This window comes from Cyanobium sp. PCC 7001 (genome assembly GCF_000155635.1).
Taxonomy (GTDB): domain Bacteria; phylum Cyanobacteriota; class Cyanobacteriia; order PCC-6307; family Cyanobiaceae; genus NIES-981.
Map to the genome: position 1 here is coordinate 1,184,216 of NZ_DS990556.1, position 16,247 is coordinate 1,200,462.

16 protein-coding genes are annotated in these 16,247 nt (G+C 69.6%); 9 read left to right on the top strand and 7 right to left on the bottom strand.

Going from position 1 to position 16,247, the window contains the following annotated elements; all coding sequences use genetic code 11:
* The first annotated feature begins 28 nt into the window (after positions 1-28).
* Positions 29-1,285, top strand: coding sequence for an MFS transporter (locus CPCC7001_RS05790; protein WP_225867182.1), 1,257 nt, complete (start codon positions 29-31; stop codon positions 1,283-1,285).
* Here the strand turns inward: CPCC7001_RS05790 and CPCC7001_RS05795 are convergent.
* Positions 1,257-1,478 carry a hypothetical protein gene (locus CPCC7001_RS05795; protein WP_043368671.1) on the bottom strand — a complete coding sequence of 74 codons (222 nt, stop codon included), beginning with the start codon at positions 1,476-1,478 and terminating at the stop codon, positions 1,257-1,259. The two genes, CPCC7001_RS05790 and CPCC7001_RS05795, sit on opposite strands and share 29 nt — an antisense overlap.
* 164 nt (positions 1,479-1,642) lie before the next feature.
* On the opposite strand from CPCC7001_RS05795, the gene CPCC7001_RS05800 reads away from it, so the two are divergent.
* Entirely contained in the window at positions 1,643-2,869 is a 1,227-nt protein-coding gene (locus CPCC7001_RS05800; RefSeq protein WP_198006457.1) for an EAL domain-containing protein, read from the top strand.
* A gap of 282 nt (positions 2,870-3,151) precedes the next feature.
* Entirely contained in the window at positions 3,152-5,659 is a 2,508-nt protein-coding gene (locus CPCC7001_RS05805) for a bifunctional diguanylate cyclase/phosphodiesterase (RefSeq protein WP_006910388.1), read from the top strand.
* 7 nt (positions 5,660-5,666) lie between these two features.
* Here the strand turns inward: CPCC7001_RS05805 and ychF are convergent, their stop codons facing one another.
* Positions 5,667-6,758 carry a redox-regulated ATPase YchF gene (gene ychF, locus CPCC7001_RS05810; protein ID WP_006909031.1) on the bottom strand — a complete coding sequence of 364 codons (1,092 nt, stop codon included), beginning with the start codon at positions 6,756-6,758 and terminating at the stop codon, positions 5,667-5,669.
* A 155-nt stretch (positions 6,759-6,913) separates the two neighbouring features.
* On the opposite strand from ychF, the gene CPCC7001_RS05815 reads away from it, so the two are divergent.
* Positions 6,914-8,035: an efflux RND transporter periplasmic adaptor subunit gene (locus CPCC7001_RS05815; protein ID WP_225867183.1), complete on the top strand. Its 1,122-nt coding sequence runs from the start codon at positions 6,914-6,916 to the stop codon at positions 8,033-8,035.
* Positions 8,036-8,039: 4 nt separating this feature from the next.
* On the opposite strand, the gene wecB is transcribed toward CPCC7001_RS05815, so the two are convergent.
* Positions 8,040-9,167, bottom strand: a complete 1,128-nt coding sequence (wecB, locus tag CPCC7001_RS05820; RefSeq protein WP_043368672.1) for a non-hydrolyzing UDP-N-acetylglucosamine 2-epimerase — start codon at positions 9,165-9,167, stop codon at positions 8,040-8,042.
* A 94-nt stretch (positions 9,168-9,261) separates the two neighbouring features.
* On the opposite strand from wecB, the gene CPCC7001_RS05825 reads away from it, so the two are divergent.
* Entirely contained in the window at positions 9,262-10,455 is a 1,194-nt protein-coding gene (locus CPCC7001_RS05825; protein WP_006909809.1) for a type IV pilus twitching motility protein PilT, read from the top strand.
* Positions 10,456-10,488: 33 nt separating this feature from the next.
* Here the strand turns inward: CPCC7001_RS05825 and CPCC7001_RS05830 are convergent, their stop codons facing one another.
* Together CPCC7001_RS05830 and tsaD are read right to left on the bottom strand one after the other, a co-directional pair.
* Positions 10,489-10,710, bottom strand: coding sequence for a hypothetical protein (locus tag CPCC7001_RS05830; RefSeq protein ID WP_006911278.1), 222 nt, complete (start codon positions 10,708-10,710; stop codon positions 10,489-10,491).
* A 112-nt stretch (positions 10,711-10,822) separates the two neighbouring features.
* A complete protein-coding gene (tsaD, locus tag CPCC7001_RS05835; RefSeq protein WP_043368673.1) occupies positions 10,823-11,878 on the bottom strand; it encodes a tRNA (adenosine(37)-N6)-threonylcarbamoyltransferase complex transferase subunit TsaD in 1,056 nt (351 codons plus the stop codon).
* Positions 11,879-11,987: 109 nt separating this feature from the next.
* Here tsaD and CPCC7001_RS05840 point away from each other — a divergent pair, with 109 nt between their 5' ends.
* Positions 11,988-12,485 (top strand): photosystem I reaction center subunit III, encoded by a 498-nt coding sequence (locus CPCC7001_RS05840; RefSeq protein ID WP_006909662.1) that lies wholly within the window; start codon positions 11,988-11,990, stop codon positions 12,483-12,485.
* 11 nt (positions 12,486-12,496) lie between these two features.
* Positions 12,497-12,616: a photosystem I reaction center subunit IX gene (locus CPCC7001_RS05845; protein ID WP_006910042.1), complete on the top strand. Its 120-nt coding sequence runs from the start codon at positions 12,497-12,499 to the stop codon at positions 12,614-12,616.
* A gap of 68 nt (positions 12,617-12,684) precedes the next feature.
* Here CPCC7001_RS05845 and gmk read toward each other — a convergent pair whose 3' ends face one another.
* The gene (gene gmk / locus CPCC7001_RS05850; RefSeq protein WP_006910402.1) at positions 12,685-13,233 is read right to left on the bottom strand and encodes a guanylate kinase; all 549 of its coding nucleotides are present in this window, start codon (positions 13,231-13,233) and stop codon (positions 12,685-12,687) included.
* A 60-nt stretch (positions 13,234-13,293) separates the two neighbouring features.
* On the opposite strand from gmk, the gene CPCC7001_RS05855 reads away from it, so the two are divergent.
* Positions 13,294-14,976, top strand: coding sequence for an NFACT family protein (locus tag CPCC7001_RS05855; protein ID WP_043369627.1), 1,683 nt, complete (start codon positions 13,294-13,296; stop codon positions 14,974-14,976).
* On the top strand, positions 14,973-15,794 hold the full coding sequence (gene tatC / locus CPCC7001_RS05860; RefSeq protein ID WP_006910792.1) for a twin-arginine translocase subunit TatC: 822 nt from the start codon (positions 14,973-14,975) through the stop codon (positions 15,792-15,794). The genes CPCC7001_RS05855 and tatC overlap by 4 nt, the downstream gene beginning before the upstream one ends.
* Here the strand turns inward: tatC and CPCC7001_RS05865 are convergent.
* Positions 15,791-16,120, bottom strand: a complete 330-nt coding sequence (locus CPCC7001_RS05865; protein ID WP_225867184.1) for a DUF3067 family protein — start codon at positions 16,118-16,120, stop codon at positions 15,791-15,793. The two genes, tatC and CPCC7001_RS05865, sit on opposite strands and share 4 nt — an antisense overlap.
* Positions 16,121-16,247: the final 127 nt, after the last annotated feature.

Here is a 16,247-nt window from a genome sequence, read left to right on the forward strand (position 1 = left end):
AGAACCCCGAACAGGCGAGAAGCAGGTGGTGGAAGGAGCCGAGCTGGCAACGGGGAGGACGCCGCGGCGCCGAGGCTGGTGGCTCCAGTTTCCCGCGCCACTGCGCGAAGTGGCCACGTTGCGGCTGGTGGGATCGCTCGGTGCCGGCGGCGTGCTTTATCTCACCCCGATGGTGTTCCACCAGGAGGCCTTCAGCGCCGCCAGCGTGACCCAGGGAGTGGCCCTGGCGGCCCTCGCGGGCACCGTGAGCCGGTTTCTGAGCGGCTGGATGCTGGATCGGGGTGTGAACTGCACCCTGCCCGTGCTTCTGGCGGCCCTGGCCTCTCTGGGGGGGGACGCGCTGCTGCTTCAGGCCCGGGACTTCTGGGGATACCTGCAGGGGCAGCTGCTGTTCGGCATGGCCATGGGGCTCTACTGGCCCGCCATCGAGCTGGCGGTGCCGCTGAGCTGCCGGCAGGGCTCCGCCCCTGTGTCCTCCGCCCGGGGCTACGCCCTGGTGCGCAGCGCCGATGCGGCCGGGATTGCCGGCGGAGCGCTGCTCGGCACCCTGCTGGCCAGTCTCGGGCTGCTGCGGGGCATCTACATGGTGGACATGGTGTGCCTGATCGGCATGGTGCTGCTGCTGCTCATGCGGCCCCTGCCCGATCCGGACCGGCGCCATCCCGGCGGCCGTGGCGACGGCGCCGCCAACGCGGCCTGGCTGGGGCCGCTGCTGCCGGTGCTGGCGGTGGCTCTGCTGGCCACGGCGCTGCCGGCTCTGATGCAGAGCGCACTGCCGCTCGATCTGGTGCGGGGAGGACTGGAGCGGCAGGCCTTGCCCGAGAGCCTGGGGGCCGCCCTGATCGCCCTCAAGCTGGGCCTGCTGGTGCTGATCCAGTGGCCGGTGGGCAGGGCCCTGGCCCGGCATCCGGTGCGGATCGGCCTGGGGCTGAGCCTGGGAAGCTTCGCCATCGGCACCGCCCTGCTGGGCGGCTCAGCCCTGAGCAGCCACGGGGTGGCCCTGGTGGTGCTGGCCCAGATCCCGCTGGCTCTGGGGGAGGCCGCCTTTCTGCCCGTGGCCAGCGAAGCCGTGGTGGAGATCACCCCAGCGGACCATCGCGGCGTGGCGATGGCGCTGTTCTCCCAGTGCTTCGCCCTCAGCGCCCTGGGGGCTCCGCTGCTGGCCGGGATGGCCCTGGACCATCAGGGCCATGGCCTCGGCGTGTGGTGGACGGCGGCCGTGCTCTGCGGGGGCGGGCTGGCGCTGGTGCAGCGGATCAGGCCGAGGCCCGCGGTGGCTGCCTGAGCGCCCAGGCCTCGTGGGGCAGGGGCTCGGTGCCGTATTCCCAGTCGTCGTAGTCGGGGTCGTTGCGGATCCGCTGGTGCAGCTCCTTCTGGACGTCGAAATTGTGGGGATGCTGCTCGTCCCCAGCTGCGGGCCCTGGTGTGGCAGCGGCAGCGGGATCCGGGGTGGGAGAGGCACCGGGGTTCTGGGTCATGGTGTCCACCGCGACTGGCTCAATTCTCGCCGATCCGCCGCTCACCTGGTGATCGGTAGCAAGGACTACGCGCACCTCTCTCGGCTGTCGCGATACTTGGGATGAATATTTAGGCGCCTTCCTTGACAACCCTGGGGCCTGCACCGCAACCCGCGGACCTGCAGGTGGTCGTTTCCCGTCCGGTGGTGTCAGGGAATGCGCTGGACGGTCTCCTGCGCGGTGGAGGACTGGATGTGCATTTCCAGCCCGTGGTGTGCCTGAAGCAGCAGCGGGTGATCGGGCTGGAAGCCCTGGCCCGCCCCCAGGCCCTGCCGGTGAACGAGCTGTTCGCCGAGGCCCGGCGCACCGGCAGCCTTCTGCACCTGGACCGTCACTGCCGCCAGCTGGCCCTCAGCACCTACGCCGGGATGGTGCTTGCTGAATCCGAGCCGCCGCCGCTGCTGTTCCTCAACTTCGAGGCCTCCGTGCTCGACACCGGGGTGCTGGGATCGGGCGCCCTGATTCAGGCCGTCCGCCAGGCCGGCGTGCCCCCCAGCCAGGTGGTGATCGAGATCAACGAGAGCGTGGTGGGCAACACCGAGGCGTTGATCACCTTCGTGAACGTGCACCGCGATCTGGGCTTCCTGATCGCGCTGGATGATCTCGGCACCGGGCAGAGCAACCTGCCCCGCATCTCCCAGCTGCGGCCCGATGTGATCAAACTCGACCGCAGCCTGATCGATGGCATCGAGAAGGACTTCTTTCAGCAGGAGACCGTCAAGTCCCTGACCCATCTCTCCCGCAGCATCGGCTGCCTGGTGCTGGCCGAAGGAATCGAAACGGTGGAGGAACTCGATTGCTGCGCCGGTCTGGGAGCCGATCTGTTCCAGGGCTATTTCTTCGGCAGGCCAGCCCCGGCCGCTCCCCGGGAGGACAACGACCTGCCGCTGTCGCTGCGGGAGGCCTCGGAGCGCCTGCGGGTCCGGGCGGTCGCCGGGATCCGGCAGCGCCACGCCACCGGACAACGGATGGCCTGGCTGGTGGAGCAGGGCTGCCGCCGGCTTCAGGGCGCCGAACGGTCCGACTTCGACGCGGTGCTGGCCGCCCTGGTGGCCGGCGAAGGGGGCGTGGAGGCCGCCTACCTGCTGGACAGCCGCGGCATCCAGGTGGGCGATACCCACCTCCGGCCCGGCACCGTTCACACCAACACCCTGCTGTTTTCGCCGGGGTACCGGGGATCCGATCACTCCACCAAGGAATACTTTTACAGCCTGATCGGCACGGGGCTCACCCGTTTCACCACCGAGAACTACATCAGCCTGGCCACCGGCCATCTCTGCCGCACCGTGGCGATGTGGCTCGATCATCCCGACGGCGACAGCTACGTGCTCTGCATCGATCTGAAGCTCTGATCTGAAGATCAGATCTGAAGATCAGATCGGGAGCTCAGAACCAATGACTTCGCCCATGGCTCCGCCGAAGGGTTCGAGCCACACGGTTGTCCATGGATCCGGCTCCCAGCTCGGGCAGATTCTGAACATTGACCCTGCCAGGCACCCTCGCTTGACTTGCATGTCGTGCGTCGGTGCGGAGATGGTCCGCCGTGTGGTCCTCCCTCAACGGCACGCCATCGAGCGCACACGGGCCGTCGTTGCCGCAGGGGGTGGGCGTGCGGCCACGGGGAGACCGTCAGGATGAGTCCCGGCAAGCTGCTGCGTTCCTGGATCAAGGAGGAGCGGCGTGAAGGTCCGCTCCGCTGGGACCACACCCTTCCCCTCACCATCCTGCTGGTCGCTGTCGTGGTGGCGACCACCGCCGCTGTGCGCGGCCTGCAGGAACGCCATCGCCACGAGGACGACCAGGCCACGATCCTGACCCTGGTGGAGACCTCCCTGCACGACCTGCAGGCCTCCGCCCGGCACTGGAGCCGTTGGGCGCCGCTGACTTCTGCCCTCAACGGCGCCGACCCCCAGGCCGTGCGCCAGCAGATCAGCCGATCCGAGGCGCTGTACCGGGCCGATCAGCTGCTGCTGTTCAACGCCTCCAAGCAGCTGCAACTGGCCCACAGCGGAAACGGGCAACCCCTCGCGCCTGAGGCCGAGAGTGTGCGCTGTGTGCAGGAGCAGCTCGATGCGGCGGCGGTGAAGGAGATCCAGCCCATCGCCTGTGCGGTGGGCAAGAAGCAGATCCAGCTGGGCGTGATCGCGCCCCTGCAGACCTGGCGCGCCCAGCGCTCCGGCCAGGGCACGGTGGCGCTTCTGCGCCCCATCCATCCGGAAGCGGCAGATTCCGGCAGCGACAGCCGCATGGGCCTGCTCCTGGCCCGCCATCTCGCCTGGCGAACGCCCACCGAACTCGGCACGCAGCCCCTGCCGCTGCAGCCCGCCGCCACCCCGGTGAAACCGGTGGTGTCCGGGCCCAAGGGGGCCGTGCTGGCGCTGCTGAATCCGATCCTGCCGCTGGTGCAGGGCCGTTCCCTGCTGCCCGATCTGCTGCTGGTCTCGGTGGTGCTGGCAGCCGTGCTCGCCACCCGGGCGATCCCCCTGCTGGAACGGCGTCAGCGGCGGTTGATCCACCTCCAGGCCGAACGGCTGGCCACCCGTCGCATCCAGCGCACGAGCAGAAAGCTGGACCGGCTCCTGGAGCGGCTGGGCCCTTCCAGCTCCTCGAGCCGCACCCAGCCGGTCGAAGACGAAGTGATGGCCAAGCTGTTCGGTGCACCCAACAGCGAGCTGGAGTCAGCCGGGGAGGGCCCCAGGCACCTCACGGCCCAGGTGGAGCACAAGCTGAGCCAGGTGGCCAGCAGCTTCGAGCGGCTGTTGAGCACGGCCAAGGCGCTGGCGCTGTTCGATTCGCTCACCGATCTGCCCAATCGCCGCTATTTCTTCGAGCGCCTCGCGATTGAATCCCAGAGGGCACGGCGCAGCGATACACCCTTCGTGATCATGTTCATCGATGTGGATAAGTTCAAGATGATCAATGACACCTACGGTCACCATGTCGGCGACGCCGCCCTGATCGCCGTGGCCGACCACATGCGGGCGGTGTCCCGGCGGGAAGACTTCATCTCCCGTTATGGCGGTGACGAATTCGCCTTGATCATGGATCTCTCCGCCATGGAGGATCGCAGCGAGGACAATCTCAAGGCCCAGGCCTATCAGTTCGCCGTTCGCCTCACGGAACGCTTCCAGGAGCCCATCCCCATCGCGGGCATGAATCTGCCGGTGAGCCTGAGCGTGGGCATCACCCTGGTGGACAGCCAGGAGGCCGATCCCCAGCAGGCCATTCAGCGCTCCGATGCGGCGATGTACCAGGCCAAAAACCAGATCGACACACGGATCTCCATCTTTGACGTTTCCAGCAACAAGCACGAACTCGACAGCTACAGGCTGTTCGCCGATCTCCAGACCGCGCTTCACAAGCACGACCTGAGGATTCTCTATCAACCCATCATTGATGTGCACCATGGCCTGCACGCCGTCGAGGCCCTGGTGCGCTGGCGCCATCCGGAGCTGGGCGACATCCCTCCCGATGTGCTGCTCAACATCGCCGATCACTACCGTCTGACCCTGCCCCTGGGCCTGGAGCTGATCACCCTGGCCGCACGGGGTTACGCCTCCCTGCGGGCCAGCCTGGGCGGCGATCCACGCCTGGCCCTCAACATCAGCGGCCATCTGCTCAGCCACCCCCAGATGGGCCAGACCATCCTCAACCTGCTCGATTCACAGCTGGTTCATCCCCAGAAGGTGACGCTGGAGATCACCGAGCAGTCGGTGATGGAGATGGGGCGCACCACCGAAGAGAACCTCCAGTATCTGCGTGCTTCTGGCATGCAGCTCTCGCTGGATGACTTCGGCACCGGCCACTCCTCCCTGATGCGCTTGATCACCCTGCAGCCCAGCGAGCTGAAGATCGACAAGGCCTTCGTCACGCCCCTGCAGACCGACCCCAACGCCCTGCGGGTGGTGAGCCTGGTGGCCACCCTGGCCCGGCGCATGAACCTGCGGGTGGTGGCTGAGGGCGTGGAGACCCAGGAGATCTCGGAAGTGCTGACCAAGCTCGGGATCACCCATCAGCAGGGTTTCTACTTCTCCCATGCCCGCTCCTCCGGCGACCTGATCGCGGCCGGACAACGGGCCTTCCAGCGGTTCTTCAACCCCGAAGGCGCCCGTCCGAGCAACACCGCGGCCCCCTGGAGCTGAGCCCGGCTCACACGTTGAACAGGAACTCCATCACATCTCCTTCGGCCACCACATAGTCCTTGCCTTCGCTGCGCAACCAGCCCCGGTTGCGGGCCTCCGCCAGCGAGCCGGCCTCCACCAGCTGCTGATGGCCGATGGTCTGGGCCCGGATGAAGCCCCGCTCGAAATCGGTGTGGATCACGCCGGCCGCCTGGGGTGCGGTCATGCCGGCGGTGATGGTCCAGGCGCGGGTTTCCTTCTCGCCGGTGGTGAAGTAGGTGCGCAGCCCCAGCAGGGCGTAGGTGGCCCTGATCAGGCTCTGCAGCCCTCCTTCGCTCACGCCCAGCCCCTCGAGGAACTCGGCGCGATCCTCCTCCGGCAGTTCGATCAGCTCCGCCTCCACCTGGGCGGAGATGCGCACGGTCTCGGCGCCCTCCTGCGCCGCCAGGGCCTGGACGGCTTCCACGTGGGCATTGCCTCCGGCCAGGTCGTCCTCACTCACGTTGCTGGCGTAGATGATCGGCTTGGCGGTGAGCAGCCCCAGCGGACGCACCAGGGACCGTTCCTCGGCGGTGAGCGGCACGGTGCGGGCCGCCCCGCCCGCCTCCAGCACCGTCTGGATGCGTTCCAGCACGCCGTCCTCCTGCTGGGCCTCCTTGCTGGTGCGCACCTGCTTTTTGAGCCGCTCGCGCCGCTTCTCCACCTGGCCCAGATCCGCCAGCCCCAGCTCCAGGTTGATCACCTCGGCATCCCGCACCGGATCCACCGAACCGGCCACATGGATCACGTCGTCGTCGTCGAAGCAGCGCACGACATGCACGATCGCGTCCACTTCACGAATGTTGGCGAGGAACTTGTTGCCCAGGCCCTCCCCCTGGCTGGCGCCCTTCACCAGGCCGGCGATGTCCACGAACTCCACGCGGGTGGGGATGATCTCCTTGCTGCGGCTGATCGTGGCCAGCTGCTGGAGGCGCGGATCCGGCACGGCCACCACCCCGGAATTGGGTTCGATCGTGCAGAAGGGGTAATTGGCGGCCTCGGCCTGGGCGTTGGCCACCAGGGCGTTGAAGAGGGTCGACTTGCCCACGTTGGGCAGTCCGACGATTCCGGCTTTGAGCATGGGGCGAATCTACGGGCCGCCACCCGGGCCCTCCAGCCGCGAAACTGGGGCCAGCTCCGCTCAGGCCCATTCCCACGCTCACCCCTCGCCGTCCCCAGCCTCCGGCCAACCCCGACCAAGGGATCAGCGACCCCGGCAGCGCCGGCGCCCGCGTGGTGCCGCGGCCAACCCGACCGCCGCGCTGGTGGCAGCGCCGTCGGCTGTGGGCGGGCGCCGCGGCCGCCGTGCTGCTGCTCGGCGGGGTGACGCTATGGCAGCGCCAGCGCAGCGCCGGTTCGGCGAATCTGGAGCCCTACACCGTACTGGCCAAATCGGGGGATCTTCCTGGCCTGGTGAGTGCCTCCGGCGAACTGGACGCGGAGAAGCGGGTCAATGTGAGCCCGAAGCGGCAGGGCGTGCTCGAAGCGCTGCTGGTGGAGGAGGGCGACGTGGTGCGGGCCGGCCAGCCCCTGGCGCGGATGGACAGCGGCGACCTCGCCGACCGCATCAGGGAGCTCCAGGCCCAGCTGCGGTCGGCCCAGGCCGAACTGATGCGAAGCCGCAGTGAGCTGGAGCGCAACGAAAGGCTTTTCCGCCAGCAGGCGATCAGTCTCAGCGACTACAACACCGTGCGCAGCACCTACCTGGTGGACCAGGCGTCCGTTGAGGCCGCCCGCCAGCGCCTCGCCGCCCGCCGGGTGGAGCAGGCCGACCTGGTGGTGCGGGCACCGTTCTCCGGAGTGATCACCCAGCGCTACGCCGATCCGGGTGCCTTCGTGACCCCCACCACCACCGCCTCCGCGACGGCGGGCGCCACCAGCTCCTCGATCGTGGAGCTGGCCCAGGGCCTGGAGGTGGTGGCCAAGGTGCCGGAGAGCGACATCGGCCGCATCCGCCTCGGCCAGGAGGCCGACGTGCGGGTGGACGCCTTCCCCGATCGCCGCTACGCGGCTGTGGTCAGGCGCATCACCCCCAGGGCCGTGAAGGTGAACAACGTGACCTCCTTCGATGTGATCCTCCGCTTCAGCCGCGAGCAGCCGGATCTGCGCATCGGCATGACGGCCGACGTGAACTTCAAGACGGGCCAGGTGCGGGCGGAGACCCTGGTGCCCACCGTGGCGATCGTGACGGAGGAGGGAAGGCCGGGGGTGCTGCTGGTGGGCAAGGACCGCCAGCCCACCTTCCAGCCGGTGGAACTGGGCATCAGCGGCGGCAAGGACACCCAGATCCTCTCGGGTCTGGAGCCCGGCACCCGGGTCTTCATCGACCTGCCCCCCTGGTCGAAGAAGAAGCGCTGAGGCGTTACGGGGCGGACAGGAACTCCCGGGCGGCTTCCACGATGCGGCCACTGGCCTGCCCGTCCCCGAACGGATTGTGGGCGCGGGCCATGGCCTCGTAGGCCCCGGCATCGGTGAGCAGGGCCGAGGCCTCCGCCAGGATGTCGGCGCTGGCGGTGCCGATCAGCCGTGCGGTGCCGGCCTCGATCGCCTCCGGCCGTTCGGTGGTGCGGCGCAGCACCAGCACCGGCTTGCCGAGGGCCGGAGCCTCCTCCTGCAGGCCACCGGAATCGCTGAGCACCAGCGTGCAGCCCCGCATCGCCGCCACCAGCTGGTCGTAGTCGAGGGGTTCGGTGAGGAAGGCGCGCGGGTGATCGCCCAGCAGCGCCTGCAACGGCTCCCGCACCGTGGGATTGCGGTGCAGCGGCAGCAGCAGGGCCGTGTCGGGGAAGCGGTCCAGCACGGCCAGGAAGCCCCGCCCGATCTCCTGAAGGCGCTCCCCCCAGTTCTCGCGCCGGTGCACCGTGGCCAGGATCACCCGCTGCCGCTGCCAGTCCAGACCCTCCAGCTCCAGGGAGGGGGCCCGCTCCGCCATGCGCAGCAGGGCATCGATCACGGTGTTGCCCGTGGTGAGGATGCGGCCCATCACACCCGAGGCCCGGCAGTTGGCGGCCGACTGCGCCGTGGGCGCGAAGTGGAGCAGGGCCAGCTGGGAGATCAGGCGCCGGTTGGCCTCCTCCGGAAACGGATCGAAGATGTTGTCGGTGCGGAGGCCGGCCTCCACATGCCCCACGGGGATCTGTTCGTAGAAGGCGGCCAGGGCCGAGGCGAAGGCGGTGGTGGTGTCCCCCTGCACGAGCACCAGATCGGGCCGGTGCTGGGCGAACTCGTGCCGCAGCCCCTCCAGGGCCGCACAGGTGATGTGGGTGAGCGTCTGCTGCGGGGCCATCAGGGCCAGATCGTGATCGGCCTGGAGGCCGAACAGCTCCATCACCTGGCTCACCATCTCGCGGTGCTGGCCCGTGAGCACCACCCGGGTGCGGAAGTCCTCCGCCTGCTGGAAGGCCAGGATCACCGGTGCCAGCTTGATCGCCTCGGGCCGGGTGCCCAGCACGATGCTCACGAGGGGCTTGCGCCCAAGGGGCTCGGTCAACACAGGCCTGCGAACCGGCGGATCCTAGGAACTGCACCGGGAGCTGACAGAACCCCCGGGAGTCGCGAAGCTTGGCAGCAATCCCGGGTTTCCGATGACGACCACTCCGCCTTTCCCGCCGTCACCCTTCCCCACCTCGCCCTTCCCCTCCAATCCGGGCGTGCCGGCCGCCGTGCCACAGACCGGCGGCGCTGACGGGGTCTGGCAGGGCGAGGGCATGGGGCCGATGCCGACGAGCCTCGAAGGCATCGTGAGGCTGGCCAATGCCCGCAACTACTCCGACGTGCATGTGGGCGTGGGCGAGGAGCCGCGCTACCGCTCCCGTGGCGACATGATCCGCACCGGCTGGCCCGTGACCGATCAGGCCACCTTCAACGACTGGATGCGGGAGATGCTCAGCCCCGCGGAGATCGACGCCTTCCTGCGGGACAAGGAATACGACGGCTCCCACGCCTTCCCCTTCGTGCGGGTGCGGATCAACCTGATGGACTCCCTGCGGGGGCCGGCGATGGTGCTGCGTCTGATTCCGCAGAAGATCGCCACCCTGGAGGATCTGAACTTGCCGGATGTGCTGAAGGAACTCTGCACCCGGCCGAAGGGCATGATCCTGGTCACGGGGCCCACCGGTTCCGGCAAGAGCACCACGCTGGCGGCGATGGTGGACTGGATCAACAACAACATGAGCCGCCACATCCTCACCATCGAGGATCCCGTGGAATTCGTGCATGAGAGCCGCCAGTCGCTGATCCGCCACCGCGAGGTGGGCCATCACACCAAGGTGTTCCACAACGCGTTGCGGGCCTCCCTGCGGGAGGACCCCGACGTGATCCTGATCGGTGAAATCCGCGACCGCGAAACCCTCGCCACCGCGATCGAAGCCTCCCAGACCGGCCACCTGGTGTTCGGCACCCTGCACACCAACTCCGCCATCAAGACCGTGGAACGGGTGCTGGGCATGTATCCCCCCAGCGAGCAGGACAGCATCCGCCGCTCGGTGTCGGAGACCCTGCTCGGGGTGATCGCCCAGGGACTGATCAAGACCACCGATGGCGAGCGGGCGGCCTACCACGACATCCTGATCAACACCGATGCCTGCCGCGATTACATCCAGCGCGCCGAGCTCGACGAGATCGAGGAGATCATGCGGCGCAGTCGCTTCGATGGCATGGTCACCAGCAACCAGTCCCTGCAGGACCTGGTGGAGGCCGGCCGGGTGACCCCGGACGATGCGATCGCCCAGAGCCTCAAGCCGAACGAACTGGCCCAGGCCCTGCGCGGACGCACCTGAAGCCCTTCCACTGATCCATGCCGAGGGCCGGGATCAGTGGAAGGCCAGCCGGGCCAGAATCAGCACGGTGAGGCCCACCGAGAGGCCCAGCATGGCCAGGCGTCCGTTCCAGATCTCGGCCTGGGGGGTGAAGCCACGCCGCCAGGCATTGAGTTCGGTGGGGCTGACCGGCTCGTGGCTGGCATCCTCCGCCAGCGGTTCACCCTCCTGCGCTGGAGCTGGCTGGCTGGCGGCATCCGGATCTGCAGGGGCCATGAATGGGAAGCCGGCAGCGTTGGGTCAGCCTAAGGGCACCGAACGGCAACCCTGCGGGCCCCAGCCCCTGGGCAAGAGCCCAGGCCCAGGCCGGCAGCGCCAAGGACAGGTGCTAGAAACAGGGTGTCGCCCCATAGAGCTCTCCGGCCCGCTCCAGGGGCCAGCGGGCTGCCACGCCCAGCCCTGCGGGGCTGCTCTGGCCGGCCGCCAGGCGCTCGCACGCTGCCACGGCGATCATGGCCGCATTGTCGGTGCAGTACGGCAGAGGCGCGACCCGCCAGTGCAGGCCGTCCCGGGCGGCGCGGTCCTCCAGCAGGCCCCGCAGCCGCCGGTTCGCCGCCACGCCGCCCACCAGCACCAGGGTGTTCAGCCGCTGATCCACGGCGCAGCGGCAGCTCCGCTCCACCAGCACCTCCGCCACGACCTGCTCGAAGCTGGCCGCCAGATCGGCCACGGGCAGGGGGCCGCCGTCCTGCTCCAGCTGGCGCACCAGCCGCAGCATCGCCGTCTTCAGGCCGCTGAAGCTGAAGTCGTAGGGATGGAAGCCCCCCTCGGGTCTGGACACCCGTCCCTTGGGCAGAGGGAAGCGCCTGGGATCCCCGGGGGCCGACACGGCCTGGATCGCCGGGCCGCCGGGGTAGCCCAGATTCAGGAGCCGGGCCACCTTGTCGAAGGCCTCGCCGGCCGCATCGTCGTGGCTGCGGCCAAGACGGGTGTAGGCCCCGGGGCCATCCACCCGGATCAGCTCGGTGTGACCGCCACTCACCAGCAGCACCAAATAGGGACCGGGTGGCAGGGGTTCACCGAGCTGCACCGAGCAGAGGTGTCCCTCCAGGTGGTGGATGCCGAGAAACGGCTTGCCGTGCAGCCGCGCCAGGGTGCGACCGGTGACCGACGCCACCAGCAGCGCCCCCAGCAGGCCGGGCGCCGCCGTGGCGGCGATGGCGTCCACATCGCCGGGCCCCAGGCCGGATTCGGCGCTGACGCGGGCGATCAGGCCGGGCAGGGCCTCCACGTGGCGCCGGGAGGCGATCTCGGGCACCACGCCGCCCCAGCGGGCGTGCTCCTCCACCTGGGAGGCCACGGCGCTGGCGAGCACGGTGCGATCCCGCACAATCGCAGCCGCTGACTCGTCACAACTTGTTTCGAGGGCCAGAACCGTCGGCATGGCGCCCGGAGAGCTCCCCTACTGTCCGCGAGTGACATCCTGCCCCGTGGCCCAGCGCGGCCGCAGGGTTCCGCAAGGCACTCCTCCCGGCTTCCTACCCAGACATCCCATGCGACGTCTTCTCCCCCGCCTGTGCGCGGTTCTGCTCTCAGCCTTCCTGCTGTTCGGCTTCGCGCCCGTGGCCAGGGCGGACGCCTCCGTGGCCGGTCTCACCCCCTGCGCCGAAAACCCCCGCTTCCAGCAGCGGGCCGCCGGTGCAGAGACCGACCAGGCCAAGGCGCGGTTCACGGTCTACGGCGAGGCCCTCTGCGGCACTGACGGTCTGCCCCACCTGATCGTGGACGGTCGCTGGAGCCATGCCGGTGATTTCCTGATCCCGGGCCTCCTCTTCCTCTACATCGCCGGCACGATCGGCTGGGCTGGTCGCTCCTATCTGATCGCGATCCGCGGCAGCAAGGACGCCACCATGCGCGAAATCCAGATCGACATGCCCCTGGCCTTCAAATCCACCCTCTCGGCCGCGGTCTGGCCCCTGGCCGCACTGAGAGAGTTCACCGACGGATCGATGATTGAAGCCGACTCCAAAGTGACCGTCTCCCCTCGCTGAAACCTGGAACCATGAAGAAATTCCTCACCACCGCTCCCGTCGTAGCTGCCGTCTGGTTCACCCTCACAGCCGGAATCACGATCGAGATCTTCCGATTCTTCCCCGATCTGATTCTCCATCCTCCGGCCTGATCCCCCTCAATCCCAGGCGGCCCGCGGGCCGCTTTTTTCATGGCCAGTCGGAGTCGGTCCTAGCCGGATCAGCCCAGCCCGAGCCGCTGCTCCAGCAGCTGCAGCGATGCCTCCAGGTCGTCGTTGATCAGGCTGGCGTCGAACTCGGCCTCGGCCTCCAGCTCCACCCGGGCCCGCTGCAACCGCCGCTGGATCGCCTCCTCGCTGTCGGTGCCACGCCCCCGGATGCGACGTTCCAGCTCCTGGAAGGACGGGGGTTTGATGAACACCTGGAAGGCGGCCGGGAAGGTGTGGCGGACCTGCCGGGCCCCCTCGAGCTCGATCTCCAGCAGCACCGGAGAGCCCGCCGCCAGATGCTCCTCCACCGGCTGCCTGGGCGTGCCGTAGAGATTGCCGGCGAACTCGGCCCATTCCAGGAAGCCTCCGACCTCCACCCGCTGCTCGAACAGCTCCCGGCTGAGAAAGAAATACGTTTCGCCCTCGATCTCCCCGGGTCGGGGCGCCCGCGTGGTCGCCGACACGGACACCCAGATCTCGGGATGGCGCCGCACCAGTCCGGCCACGAGGGTGCCCTTACCCACCCCGCTCGGTCCGGTGATCACGGTGAGGCGGGCCATCCAGCACCTGAACGCAGGGCTGCAGAGTAGAAGCGCGTGCGGCTGGGCTCCAGCGCGGCCATGGCGAGCCTGCAGACCCTGGATGTCACCAGCCTCAAGGCCGTGCTGGCCGAGTGGCGGCGGGTGCTGCTGCCGAGCCGGCTGGAGAAGGCGCAGCAGGCGGATCCCGGCACGGTCCATCTGGCCCTGCGACACCTGGAGGGCATGCAGTGGCTGGCCCTCAGCTGGCAGGCCGAGGCCGCCCGGGTGCACGCGATCGCGCCGCCGCCCCGGCAGGGCGCCGGCAGCACCCTGGCCCAGCAGCTGCAGCACGGCCTCGGTGGCCTCGCCCTGGTGGAGATTCGGCAGAGCGGCTGGGAGCGGGTGGTGGAGCTCGGCTTCGCCCCACGCCCGGGCGAGCCGCCCCGGCGCTGGCTGGTGGCGGAGCTCATGGGTCGCCACAGCAACCTGTTCCTGCTCGAGCCCGATGGCCGCGGCGGCCGCCAGGTGGTGGCCCTGGGCCGGCAGGTGCGGCCGCGGCAGTCGCGGCTGCGGCCGATCGCCACGGGCGATCCCTACCAAGCGCCGCCGCCGCTGGGAGGTGACCCTCCCGACCGGGCCACCTCCCAGGCCCGCTGGCAGCAGCAGCTGACCCTGCTGCCCCTGCCCCTGGAGCAGGCCCTGCGCGGGGCTTACCAGGGCATCAGCCCGGCCCTGGCCCGCCAGCTGGTGCCAGCCGACTGGCTGCAGCAGCCGGTGGGGGCGCTGCGGCCCCACCAGTGGCAGCACCTGTGGGAGCGGTGGCAGGCCTGGCAGGAGGCCGTGCAGAACGAGCGCTTCGGCTGGATCCGCGAAGGGGAGGGCTACCGCTGCTGGTGCCTGCCCGGGGAGCTGGGGGGGCCAGGCACCATGGCCGTGAATACGGGCCTGGCCCACTATTACGGCGGCTGGCTGGCCGCTCAGGCATTCCAGCGACGGCGACTGCAGCTGGAGCAGCACCTTCAGCGGCTGCTGGAACGGGAATCGGCCCAGGCCGCGGGCCAGCAGGCCCTGCTGGATGCCGTGCCGGAGAGCGATGCGCTGCAGCGGGAGGCCGATGCCCTGCTGAGCCAGCGCCAGCCCAGCCGCACCTGCATCGCCGCGGCCCAGAAGCTCTACCAGCAGGCCCGCAAGCGGCGGCGTTCCGTCACCTCCATCAACGCCCGGCTGGACCTCCATCGAGAGCGTCTGGCCTGGCTGGATGCCAGCCTCACCTACCTGGAGCAGGCCGAGAGCCTCGAGGAGCTGCAGGCCCTGGGTCAGGACCTGGAGGACCACCTCCCCTGCATCGAGGGGAGCCGGGCGGCAGCCCGGCGCGGCCAGCCAGCGGGCCGGAGCGGGGAGCCGCAGCCCCTGGAACTGCGCAGCCCCAGCGGCCTCGGACTGCGGGTGGGGCGCAACCACCGCCAGAACGAGTGGATCGTGTTCCGGCAGGCACGGCGGGGTGATCTGTGGTTCCACGCCCAGGAGCAGCCCGGCAGCCACGTGGTGCTGCGCAGTTCGGAGCGGATGGCCGAGGAGGCCGATCTGCAGGCGGCGGCGGATCTGGCCGCCCATTTCAGCCGTGGGCGCGGCAACCGCAGGGTGCCGGTGGTGATGGTGCCCACCGACCAGCTGCAACGGATTCCAGGGGCGGCTCCCGGCACGGTGCGCCACCGGGGCGGCGAGGTGGTGTGGGGCCGCCCTGATCAGGCTCTTAGCCTGCTGGCCGCACAGGAGCCATGACCGACAGCGCCCGCGAGGACCCTTCAGGCCTGGAGCCGCCGCCGCCGATCCGGATCGGGCGGATCTCCGCCATGGAGGAGCGTCCGCCCAGCCCCGGCGACGAGTTCCCGGGCGAGGTGGAGATGAGCCTGGTGGACCATCTCGAGGAGCTGCGCCGCCGCATCCTGCGCAGCCTGCTGGCCCTGCTGGTGGGGGCGGCCCTGTGCCTGGCCTTCGTGAAGCCGCTGGTGCGCCTGCTGGAGGTGCCGGCCGATGGCATCCGCTTCCTGCAGCTCGCCCCCGGCGAGTTCCTGTTCGTCTCCCTCAAGGTGGCCGGCTATGCCGGTCTCACCCTCGCCCTCCCCTACATGCTCTACGAGGGGCTGGCCTTCGTGCTGCCGGGCCTGACCCGGCGGGAGCGGCGCCTGGTGGCGCCAGCCGTGGCAGGGTCGGCCGTGCTGTTCGCCGCGGGCCTGGCCTTCGCCTGGTGGGCCCTGGTTCCGGCGGCCCTGCGCTTCCTGGTGAGCTACGGCGCCGACGTGGTGGAGCCGAGCTGGTCGATCGAGCGCTACCTCGATTTCGTGCTGCTGCTGATGGTGGCCACCGCCCTGGCCTTCCAGCTGCCGGTGCTGCAATTGCTGCTGGGAGCCCTCGGCCTGGTGCGGGCCCGGACCATGCTCGCGGCCTGGCGCTGGGTGGTGCTGCTGGCGGCCCTGGGAGGAGCGGTGCTCACCCCCTCCACCGACCCGGTGACCATGCTGCTGCTCACCGGCGCCATCACGGGGCTCTATCTAGCGGGTGTGGGGATGGTGGCCCTGGCCGAGCGGCTGCGCGGCTAGAGCAGGAACTCGCTCAGCCTCTCGGGCGGCAGCTCCAGCGGCAGGCCCAGAGCCCGACCCAGCCGCGGTTTGTCGTTGGTGGTCTCCAGCCAGCGGCGCACCTGGGCCGCCACCCCGAGGCCATTCAGCAGCCCGACCATCTGGTCCAGCTTGGCGGTGTACTCGTCGGGGGAGAGCGGGAAGGACTGCTGCTCGAGGTAGGCCCACATCACCTGCAGATACAGGCGACCGCGACGCTGCACCAGCTGGATGTCGTAGCTGGCCTGCCAGCGGCGGCGCAGCAGGGCGAGCAGCTCCTCGGCGGTGAGCGGGGGGGAGGAATCCACGGCGAGGCCGTCGGGCAGGGAGCCCCCTCCCCGTACCAGGGAAACCCTGCCGCAACCCATCTCCGCAACGGGTTGTTGCAGACCCTGGCGGCGCCCCGTCCGCCGGCCCGGCGGGGGAGGAGCAGGC

What these genes read in the sequence shown, in the direction of transcription:
- CPCC7001_RS05795 (WP_043368671.1), bottom strand. Translation starts at nt 1,478, where the DNA reads ATGACCCAGAACCCCGGTGCCTCTCCCACCCCGGATCCCGCTGCCGCT.
- CPCC7001_RS05805 (WP_006910388.1), top strand. Translation starts at nt 3,152, where the DNA reads ATGAGTCCCGGCAAGCTGCTGCGTTCCTGGATCAAGGAGGAGCGGCGT.
- ychF (WP_006909031.1), bottom strand. Translation starts at nt 6,758, where the DNA reads ATGCTCAAAGCCGGAATCGTCGGACTGCCCAACGTGGGCAAGTCGACC.
- CPCC7001_RS05825 (WP_006909809.1), top strand. Translation starts at nt 9,262, where the DNA reads ATGACGACCACTCCGCCTTTCCCGCCGTCACCCTTCCCCACCTCGCCC.
- CPCC7001_RS05830 (WP_006911278.1), bottom strand. Translation starts at nt 10,710, where the DNA reads ATGGCCCCTGCAGATCCGGATGCCGCCAGCCAGCCAGCTCCAGCGCAG.
- tsaD (WP_043368673.1), bottom strand. Translation starts at nt 11,878, where the DNA reads ATGCCGACGGTTCTGGCCCTCGAAACAAGTTGTGACGAGTCAGCGGCT.
- CPCC7001_RS05840 (WP_006909662.1), top strand. Translation starts at nt 11,988, where the DNA reads ATGCGACGTCTTCTCCCCCGCCTGTGCGCGGTTCTGCTCTCAGCCTTC.
- CPCC7001_RS05845 (WP_006910042.1), top strand. Translation starts at nt 12,497, where the DNA reads ATGAAGAAATTCCTCACCACCGCTCCCGTCGTAGCTGCCGTCTGGTTC.
- gmk (WP_006910402.1), bottom strand. Translation starts at nt 13,233, where the DNA reads ATGGCCCGCCTCACCGTGATCACCGGACCGAGCGGGGTGGGTAAGGGC.
- CPCC7001_RS05855 (WP_043369627.1), top strand. Translation starts at nt 13,294, where the DNA reads ATGGCGAGCCTGCAGACCCTGGATGTCACCAGCCTCAAGGCCGTGCTG.
- tatC (WP_006910792.1), top strand. Translation starts at nt 14,973, where the DNA reads ATGACCGACAGCGCCCGCGAGGACCCTTCAGGCCTGGAGCCGCCGCCG.